General features: G+C 73.3%; 9 protein-coding genes and 1 pseudogene. 5 read left to right on the plus strand and 5 right to left on the minus strand.

The genetic code is table 11. From position 1 onward, the window contains the following. Positions 1 to 49: 49 nt before the first annotated feature. Together ACWGDE_RS32775 and ACWGDE_RS32780 are read right to left on the minus strand one after the other, a co-directional pair. Positions 50 to 271: a tautomerase family protein gene (locus tag ACWGDE_RS32775; RefSeq protein WP_453392681.1), complete on the minus strand. Its 222-nt coding sequence runs from the start codon at positions 269 to 271 to the stop codon at positions 50 to 52. 66 nt (positions 272 to 337) lie between these two features. Continuing rightward, positions 338 to 1,102 (minus strand): SDR family NAD(P)-dependent oxidoreductase, encoded by a 765-nt coding sequence (locus ACWGDE_RS32780; RefSeq protein WP_453392682.1) that lies wholly within the window; start codon positions 1,100 to 1,102, stop codon positions 338 to 340. Positions 1,103 to 1,226: 124 nt separating this feature from the next. On the opposite strand from ACWGDE_RS32780, the gene ACWGDE_RS32785 reads away from it, so the two are divergent. The 3 genes and pseudogenes from ACWGDE_RS32785 to ACWGDE_RS32795 all read left to right on the plus strand — a co-directional run. Continuing rightward, positions 1,227 to 2,129 carry a LysR family transcriptional regulator gene (locus tag ACWGDE_RS32785; RefSeq protein WP_453392683.1) on the plus strand — a complete coding sequence of 301 codons (903 nt, stop codon included), beginning with the start codon at positions 1,227 to 1,229 and terminating at the stop codon, positions 2,127 to 2,129. Positions 2,130 to 2,185: 56 nt separating this feature from the next. Beyond that, positions 2,186 to 3,307 (plus strand): DNA polymerase III subunit beta family protein, encoded by a 1,122-nt coding sequence (locus ACWGDE_RS32790; protein WP_453392684.1) that lies wholly within the window; start codon positions 2,186 to 2,188, stop codon positions 3,305 to 3,307. 30 nt (positions 3,308 to 3,337) lie between these two features. Next, positions 3,338 to 3,787: pseudogene (locus ACWGDE_RS32795) on the plus strand (TetR/AcrR family transcriptional regulator); the annotation flags it as partial. Positions 3,788 to 3,795: 8 nt separating this feature from the next. On the opposite strand, the gene ACWGDE_RS32800 reads toward ACWGDE_RS32795, so the two are convergent. Then, entirely contained in the window at positions 3,796 to 4,290 is a 495-nt protein-coding gene (locus tag ACWGDE_RS32800) for a hypothetical protein (RefSeq protein WP_453392685.1), read from the minus strand. Positions 4,291 to 4,393: 103 nt separating this feature from the next. Between ACWGDE_RS32800 and ACWGDE_RS32805 the strand changes: the two genes are divergently transcribed. Beyond that, positions 4,394 to 4,822 (plus strand): ribosomal maturation YjgA family protein, encoded by a 429-nt coding sequence (locus tag ACWGDE_RS32805; RefSeq protein WP_453392686.1) that lies wholly within the window; start codon positions 4,394 to 4,396, stop codon positions 4,820 to 4,822. Positions 4,823 to 4,862: 40 nt separating this feature from the next. Here ACWGDE_RS32805 and ACWGDE_RS32810 read toward each other — a convergent pair whose 3' ends face one another. Then, positions 4,863 to 5,105, minus strand: a complete 243-nt coding sequence (locus ACWGDE_RS32810; protein WP_453392687.1) for a hypothetical protein — start codon at positions 5,103 to 5,105, stop codon at positions 4,863 to 4,865. Positions 5,106 to 5,247: 142 nt separating this feature from the next. Here ACWGDE_RS32810 and ACWGDE_RS32815 point away from each other — a divergent pair, with 142 nt between their 5' ends. Beyond that, the gene (locus ACWGDE_RS32815; RefSeq protein WP_453392688.1) at positions 5,248 to 7,026 is read left to right on the plus strand and encodes an NlpC/P60 family protein; all 1,779 of its coding nucleotides are present in this window, start codon (positions 5,248 to 5,250) and stop codon (positions 7,024 to 7,026) included. Positions 7,027 to 7,034: 8 nt separating this feature from the next. Here the strand turns inward: ACWGDE_RS32815 and ACWGDE_RS32820 are convergent, their stop codons facing one another. Further along, a complete protein-coding gene (locus ACWGDE_RS32820; protein WP_453392689.1) occupies positions 7,035 to 8,231 on the minus strand; it encodes a GDSL-type esterase/lipase family protein in 1,197 nt (398 codons plus the stop codon). Positions 8,232 to 8,240: the final 9 nt, after the last annotated feature.

Consider the following 8,240-nt stretch of genomic DNA (forward strand, 5'->3'; position numbering starts at 1 on the left):
CCACTGCGGCGAGGCCCCGTCCGGCCCGTTGCCCCGGCGGCTCCCCCGGTTACGCGTCCTCGGCGCGGGAGCGGTTGCGGCGGCGGAACTCCTCCGTCGGGACGCCGCCCACGCCCCAGTCCTCCAGGGCGACCTCGTCGATGAGGACGAACGTGGTGGCGGGGTCCTTGTCGAGGACCTTGACCAGCAGGTCGGTCACTCCCGCGATGATCTCGGCCTTCTGCGCGGCGGTGGCGCCTTCACGAGTGATCTTGACGTTGACGTACGGCACGGCAGCTTTCCTTCGATTGGCCGGGTGGGTGGATGTGTGGGTGGGTGGGCCGGTCGGGCGGGATGGTCAGATCTTGCGGCCGGTGACGTGGCCGCCGTCCACGCGCAGCGCGTGCCCGGTCACGAACCCGGCGCCCGCGAGGTACAGCACCGCGTCGGCGATCTCGGCGACCTCTCCGACCCGGTTCATCAGGGCCAGCCCGCCGAGGGAGTCCACGTCCAGGCCGTCGTGCAGCGGGGTGCGGATGATGCCCGGCGCGACGAGGTTGACGCTGATCCCGTCGGCGGCGAGCTCGGCGGCCAGGCTGGTCGTCAGCGCGTGCACGCCGCCCTTGCTGACCACCGGCGCGGACGCCGGGAAGCCGGCCAGCGCGTGGTCGACGAGCACCGTGCCGATGTTGACGATGCTTCCGCCGCGGCCCTGGGCGCGCAGGGCCCGTACGACCGCCTGCGTGGTGAGGTAGGTGCCCTTGAGGTTGCCCGTCAGGTATCCGTCGAGCTCCTCCTCCGTGACCTCGGTGAAGGGCTTCGGCTCGAAGGTGCCGGCGTTGTTGACCAGGACGTCGATCGCCCCGAAGCGCTCCAGCGCCGTACGCACGAGGGCTTCGCCCGTCGCCGGCGAGGCGATGCTGCCCGCGACCCACGCGGTCCGCTCCGGATGGCCGAGGCCGGCGGCGGTCTTGGCGAGGCGATCGGCGTCCCGGCCGTTGAGTACGACGTTCGCGCCGCTCGCCAGGAAGGCACGGGCGATGTCCAGGCCGATGCCGCTGGAGGAGCCGGTGACGATGGCGGTGGTGGTGCGGCTGTTCCTGGTGGTGCTGGTGTCGGTCATGGGGTGCGCCTTTCGTGGGCGGCTGGGCGGCGGACGGGGTGTCCGACCTGCTGACACCAGAAAGCTACGAGCCCCCAACCCATAACACCACGACGGAAATTGGAGCATGTGATAATCCAGCGTTATGGATGTGGATCTGCGTGACCTGGAGCTCCTGGACGCCACCGCCGAGGCCGGCTCGCTGACGGCCGCCGCCGAGCGGCTCTACGTCAGCCAGCCGGCCCTCAGTCAGCGGCTCACCCGCCTGGAGTCCCGCCTCGGCATGCCCCTCTTCGACCGCAAGGGCCGCCGCCTGGTCCCCAACGCCGCGGGGCGCCGGCTGCTGGTCGCCGCCCGCCACGTCCTCGGTGAACTGGCCTCCGCCTCCCGGGACTTGCGGGAGCTGCGCGACGGACGCGACCGGCGGGTCCGGTTCGCCGCGCAGTGCAGCACCACGTTCCCGTGGCTGCCGCCGGTCCTGCGCGCCTTCCGCGAGCGCGAGCCGGACATCGACGTGCGGATCGAGACCGTCGCCGACGACGCGCCGATTCCGGCACTGCTCGCGGACCTGGTCGACGTGGCCCTGGTCACCAAGCCGGACCTGCAGATGGACCGGGTGTCCCTGACCAGGCTGTTCGACGACGAGATGGTGGCGGTGGTCCCGGCGGGCCACCCGTGGGCCTCCCGCGCGCACTTGACCGCCCGCGACTTCGACGGCGCCGACCTGGTCCTCTACGACTTCTACGACCAGAAGCGCATTCCGTCGATGCCGCTCCCGATCCCCGCCGGGGCGCGGCCGGCCCGCATCACCACCATGCCGGTGGTGACCGACCTGGTGGTCGAGATGGTGGCGGGCGGTCAGGGCGTCACGGTGCTGCCGAACTGGGTGGCCGCCCCGTACGCGGCCTCGCACGGTCTCGCCCTGGTCCGCATGGGCGCGAAGCCGCTGACCCGCACCTGGTTCTGCGCCACCCGGACCGGCCCCCGGCCGCCCCATCTGGAGGCCTTCGTGGAGGAACTCGTCGCCCACCTCGAAGCTCCGGCGTGAGCGGGGGGCGTGGTGGGCTTGACCCTCGACTTGGTGGAGGGATGAGGGTTCCGGGTGTGGAGAGCGAGATGCGCGGCATAGGTGAGATGGCCCGGGCGAGCGGACTGAGCGTGAGCGCGCTGCGGTTCTACGACGGCGCCGGCGTACTGGTCCCGGCCTGGGTCGATCCGGTGAGCGGGTACCGCTGGTACGAGCCCGGGCAGCTCGAGGAGTCGCTGCTGCTGGCCCGGCTCCGCCGGGCGGGCATGCCGCTGGCGGACATCCGGCTGGTACTGGCCGGCTGGTCCGGCGCCGACACCGACCTGGTCCGGACGCTGCTCGAGGCGCATCTGCGCCGTCTCGAACGGGGGCTGGCCGATGCCCGCACCGAGTTCTCCGCGGTCCGCGCACTACTCGCGTCCAGGGAGAACCCCATGACTTCGTCCACCACCGCCGCCACCGCCACCGCTTTCACCGGCGCCGTCCGGCTGACCCTCTCGGCGCCCGAACTGGCCGCCGCGCTGGACGCGGTCCGGTTCGCCGTGAGCACCGACCCCGAGCTGGCGATGCTCGGGGGCGTCCTCTTCGACATCGAGGGCGAGGGGCTCCGCGTCGTGGCCACCGACCGGTACCGGCTGGCCGTCGCCCGGGCCGCGACCGACGGGCACGGCGGGGGCCGGGTCCAGGTCATCGTGCCGGCCCCGCTCGCCGACGCGATGCGGGCGCTGCTGGGCGACGAGACGGCGTCCGTCCGTTTCACCGTGGACGGCGGCCGCGTGGCCCTGGAGACAGGCGACCGCGAGGCCGCCGGCCAGTGCCTCGACCACGACTTCCCCGACTACCGCCGTCTCGTACGCCTTCCCGCGGGGCGCCGGGCCCTCGTCGACGTTCCGGCCTTCCGCACGGCCGTGGAGACGGGCCCCGTCCGCGCGAACGAGGTGCGCGGACAGGACGGCGCGGCCTGCGACCTGAGCCTGCTCGAGGTCGGGGCCGACGGCGTGGTGACCGTCCGCGAGGACGGGGACTACGGCCAGGGCCTCGTCGCCGTCAACCGCGAGTTCCTGCTGGACGCCCTCGCCGCCGGAGCCCGGGACGAACTCCTCCTGGAGTTCGGCGCCCCGACGGCGCCCCTGGCTATCCGGCGGACCGACACCGAGGAGACGTTCTCCCTCCTGATGCCGGTCCGCCTGGAGGACTGACCTCGCGCGGGGCCCGGTCAGACGGGCCGCTCCGGCCGTCCGGCGCTGCTCGCCGAGGCCTGGCTGCGCACCGTCGAGCTCTTCCAGGAGGGGTTCCTCACCGCGCTCGGCAGCGATCCCGATCCTGGCCGGGCCGCACGCGCGGCCGCGCCGCACGTGGTGTCCTGGAGCCGCTCCCACCCGCCGGAGGCCTCGCTCCTCCTCTACGGACCCGAGGAGTTCGGCCGCGCCGACTGGTCCCCGGAACACCGCGAACGCGCGGACCTGGGCAACCGGCGCGCGTTCGACGCCCTCGCCCACCTCGTCGAAGCGCTCCGCGCGACGGACGCCCAGGACCGGGAGCGCATCACCCTGGCCCTGATCGACCTTCCGCTGTCCGTGGTCCGCCGCCACCTGCGCGCCGGCAAGGAGTTGCCGCCGCACGCCGAGGACCTCGCGGAGGAGTGCGCGGCCGCACTGCTCACGCGGCACACCGCATAGCGATCCGGCTACGCCGGGCCGGCCCCCGAAGTGGTGGGGGTGGTCAGCGAGTCGGCGAGGTAGCCGTGCAGATCGCGGTCCTCGGGTCGCCCGGGCACGAGCATGTGCCGCACCCAGGCCTCGCGTTCGTGCCCGAGCGGGGCCAGCTCCCAGACGCAGCCGATCCAGGTGCCGTCCACCTCGACGAAGTGCGTCGCGTCCCGGTCGGGGCAGCCCAGCACCGGCTGCCCCGCCGCCGCCCCGCCGAAGTGCAGGACGTTGTCCCAGACCCAGCTGTACGCGTTGAGGTAGGCGCTGCCGTCCGCCGATTCGTGGACGATGACGAACGTGGCCGGAGGCGTGCCGTCGGCCTCCGGCAGCAGTCCGGGCAGGAAGGCGTACGCCGCCTTCTCCACGGCGGGATCGATCCCGGCCGGGTCGGCGGTGACGTGATAGCGCTTGACGTACCGGCCGCCCGTCTCGATCGGAGGGAGCACGGTCAGGAACTTCTCGGCGAATGACATGCCCGGACGGTACGCACGCTCCACTGACACCTTCTGTCAGTGGACATCGAGTTCCCGGGAACCCGCCTCCGGGGGGCGTGCCCGGCCCGGGCAGGATGAGCCCGTGACCCTCGCATCCGCAGCCCCCGACCGCACCACCCTCCGAACGGCGCCGATCCGCCTGGCGGCCGCCGGGGCCGCGGTGCTGACCGTCGGGGCGGGGCTCGGGCTCAGGGCGGTGGCGGCCGGGGACGTGGCCAAGTACGGCGGCGACGCGTTGTACACCGTCCTGATCCTCGCCCTCGTCGTTCTGGTCGCGCCGCGGACGGCTCCCCCGAAGGCCGCCGCCATCGCCCTGGCCTTCAGCTGGGCGGTCGAGTTCCTCCAGATCGGCCCGGTACCGGCGGAGCTCTCCCGGCACAGCACCGTCGCCCGCCTCGTCCTCGGCTCCACCTTCAACGCGCCCGACCTGTTCTGGTACGTGGTCGGCGCGGCGGCGGGCTGGTCCGTCCACACCGCGCTGCGCCGTCGACGGGCTCCCTCAGCCCCGTGACGGACCGGCTCGGGGCGGGGGTTGCCCGCGCCGCCGGCCGCTACATGGCGGTGCGCAGCATCCGGGCCGTCTTCGCCATCGCGGCCCGCGTCGGCTCGTCGGCGGCGGTCCGCGCGGCGTCCTCCAGGAGCAGGGCCGCCGCCTGGAGCAGTCCGACGTGCACCGGTACGGTCTCCAGTCCGGTCAGTGCCGCCATCGCCTGATCGGTGGCGCTCTGCGGGATGAGGGTGCTGACGCCGCGTCCGATGCCGCGCTCACGGGGGCCCTGTGCTGGTGTGGTCACCCCCCGATTCTGCACGACCGTCACATGTGCCTCGATCCGCGACGATCGGCGCGCAACGGCTCCTTTTCGCGCGATACGGGCCGCTAGGGGTGCCCGTAGGGGTACCACACGGCGCGGAACGCCCCACCGAAATCATGACGGCATGAACACCTCCCGTCGCAACGTCCTCGCCGTTCTCGCCACCGCGGCCGCCTCCGTCCCATTCAGCGGCATGACCGCCTCGGCCTCGCCCAGATCCTCCGCCCCGGCCGCCGCGCCCGCCGCCGCGACCGCGGTCGCGCCCCAGGCCGACGCGTCCCTCCTGCCGTCCCTCACGTCACCGCGGTCCTCGGTGACCCTGCCGCCCCTGGGCCCGTCCTACTTCGCCCAGACCGCCCTCGGCTCCCTGTCGGCGGCCGTGCTGCCGGGCACTCCGGCGCGCACGGAGGTCACCTCCGCGGGCAAGCGGGTGGCGGTCCTGACGAAGGGCGCCCGTACGGTCGTCCTGACGGGCCCCGAGCGGACCTTCACGGAGAACAAGCAGGCCTTCGCCGACGACTTCCAGCGCACGCTCCCCGACCCGGCGCTCCCGGTCGCGGACCGCAAGTACTGGGGCACTTCCCCGGGCGGCGGCAGCTGGTCCACGCTCGGGCCGGCCGACACCGACTACTCGGTCGTGCCGGGGAGCGGGGTCATCTCCCTCACCACCGACTTCGCGAGCCGTCACGCCACTCTCCGGGACGACGAGATCACCGACGTCGACGTCCGCGCGGTCGCGAAGTTCGACAAGGTCCCCGCGGGCCAGGCCTGTTCGTACGCCCTGTCCTTCGGCTACCAGGACACCCACAACAACTACCGGGCCAGGCTCTCCTTCCTGACCACCGGCGCGGTCGAGCTGCGCGTCGAGCGCGAGGTCGCCGACACCGTCACCCAGCTGTCCGCCACCGCCGTCCTGGCCACCTCCGTCCCGGCGGGGACGAACTGGACGATCCGCGTTCGCCGCGAAGGTGCCCGCATCCAGGTCAAGGCGTGGCGCACCGACTCCGCCGAACCGCAGGCGTGGGCCGCCGACGTCTCCGACTCGACCTTCGCCAAGGGGCGGGTGGGCCTGCGCGCGCTGGCCAACCAGGGCTGCACGAACCTGCCGGTCAAGCTCGTGGTGAGCCGTTTCCAGGTGGACGCCGCCACCTGGCAGCAGGCCCCGACCGTCACCCACGGCACCTGGGTGCGGGTGCTGCCCGCGCCGTTCGACGGGACCTGGACCCCCGAGCTGGAGCAGACCGTGCGCGGCTGGGCCGCCTCCGCCTCCCCGGACGTCCTGGCGTACGCGGCGATGTTCCTCGCGGGAGCGCCGGCCGTGACCGGCGGTGCGGGCCCGGCGGCGGGCAAGCAGGTGCTGGGCGAGGCCGGGTACGGCTACCTGGACCCGCAGGGCCTGCGCTACGAGGGCGCCGACTTCCACGAGTACATGAACCTCGGCTGGACCTTCCCCGACGGCGCCTACACCGGGCCCTCCAGCAAGCAGGTCGGCAACCTCGACTGCTCGGGCTACACCCGCATGGTCTACGGCTACCACTTCGGCGTCCCGGTGGCCGCCGGCGAGGACACCTCCAGGACCCGGCTCCCCCGCAAGTCCCGCCACATGGTCGACTACGCCCCCGGTGCGCGGATCGACCAGACGGACGGCACCAACCCGCCGGCCGCGCAGCAGCTCCAGCCCGGCGACCTGCTCCTGTTCAACGCCGATGCCGGCGACGACAATCCGACCGCCACCGTCGACCACGTGGGCATCTACCTGGGCCTGGACACGGCCGGCCAGCGCCGGTTCCTCTCCAGCCGCAAGACCGGCAACGGACCGACCATGTCGGACCTCGGCGGCGCCTCGCTCCTCGACGGCACGGGCACGTACGCGAAGAAGCTGCACACGGTGCACCGCCTCTGAGGCCCGTGTCAGGACTCCCGGCCGGCGGGCCGCCGCGCGAAGGGCCCGTCGGCGGCGAACGCGAGCTCGGCGAAGCGTTCGCCGATGCGGCGGTGGGTGGCGGCGTCCGGGTGGAGGTCGTCGGGCAGCGGCAGTTCCGCGCAGTCGGCCGGGCCGTAGAGGTCGCGGCCGTCGGCGTAGTGCAGGTTCGGATCCTCGGCGGCCCGCTGTGCGACGATCCGTGCCAGCTCCTCCCGGATGACACCCAGGGTCAGCTTTCCGCTCGCGCGCTCCGCGGGATCGCCCGTGGCCAGGAACCGCAGTCGTCCGGTACTCAGCGCCGCCATGTCCGGGGCGCTGGGTCCGGGCGTGTCCTCGTGGATGGGGCACAGGATGGGCGAGACCACCAGCAGCGGTGCGGTGGGGTGGCCTTCGCGGATGGTGTCGAGGAACCCGTGCACGGCGGGGGCGAAGGCGCGCAGGCGCATCAGGTCGGTGTTGACCAGGTTGATGCCGATCTTGACGCTCAGCAGATCGGCGGGGGTGTCCCGCAGGGCCCGGGCGGTGAACGGGTCGAGCAGGGCGCTGCCGCTCAGGCCCAGGTTGATCAGCTCCACGCCGCCGAGCGAGGCGGCGAGCGCGGGCCACGTGGTGCTGGGGCTCGCGGCGTCGGAACCGTGGCTGATCGAACTGCCGTGGTGCAGCCACACCTTGCGGCCCCGGTCCGGTACCGGTTCCACGGGGGCGTCGGTGCGCAGGGCGACGAGTTCGGTGGTCTCGTTGTGCGGCAGCCAGATCTCGACGTCCTTGGCTCCGTCGGACAGTCCGGTGAAGCTCAGGGAGCCGACCGGGCCGGGGCGGTGCTCGGCGGTCCCGGTGACCATGTCGATGACCAGCGTGTTGCCGCCGGTGACCTCGGCCCGCCCGGCCGGGCGGCCGTCGACGAGGAGGTCGTACACGCCGTCCGGGCGGGGCGGGGCTCCCACGTAGGCGCGCTTGGTGGGCAGCACGTCCAGTTCGACGGCGGTGGCCCGGGTGCGGAACACCAGCCGCACCCCCGAGGGCTGGGACTCCGCCATGGCCAACTGCGGGTCGGCGCACTGCGCGCGGGCCCGTGCGGGCAGCCGGTGCGGCAGCAATCCGTGCGCGGTCCGCTCCAGTTCGAGGGCGCCGCGCACGAGGTCCGGGGTGATGGGCGTGGTGATCCACTGGTGCTGGGTGCTCATCCGTTCAGC

It is taken from the genome of Streptomyces sp. NPDC054956, assembly GCF_053609185.1.

Bases quoted from the DNA above. Each gene is read 5' to 3' on its own strand.
- ACWGDE_RS32780 (WP_453392682.1), bottom strand. From the start codon at position 1,102: ATGACCGACACCAGCACCACCAGGAACAGCCGCACCACCACCGCCATC.
- ACWGDE_RS32785 (WP_453392683.1), top strand. From the start codon at position 1,227: ATGGATGTGGATCTGCGTGACCTGGAGCTCCTGGACGCCACCGCCGAG.
- ACWGDE_RS32800 (WP_453392685.1), bottom strand. From the start codon at position 4,290: ATGTCATTCGCCGAGAAGTTCCTGACCGTGCTCCCTCCGATCGAGACG.
- ACWGDE_RS32815 (WP_453392688.1), top strand. From the start codon at position 5,248: ATGAACACCTCCCGTCGCAACGTCCTCGCCGTTCTCGCCACCGCGGCC.
- ACWGDE_RS32820 (WP_453392689.1), bottom strand. From the start codon at position 8,231: ATGAGCACCCAGCACCAGTGGATCACCACGCCCATCACCCCGGACCTC.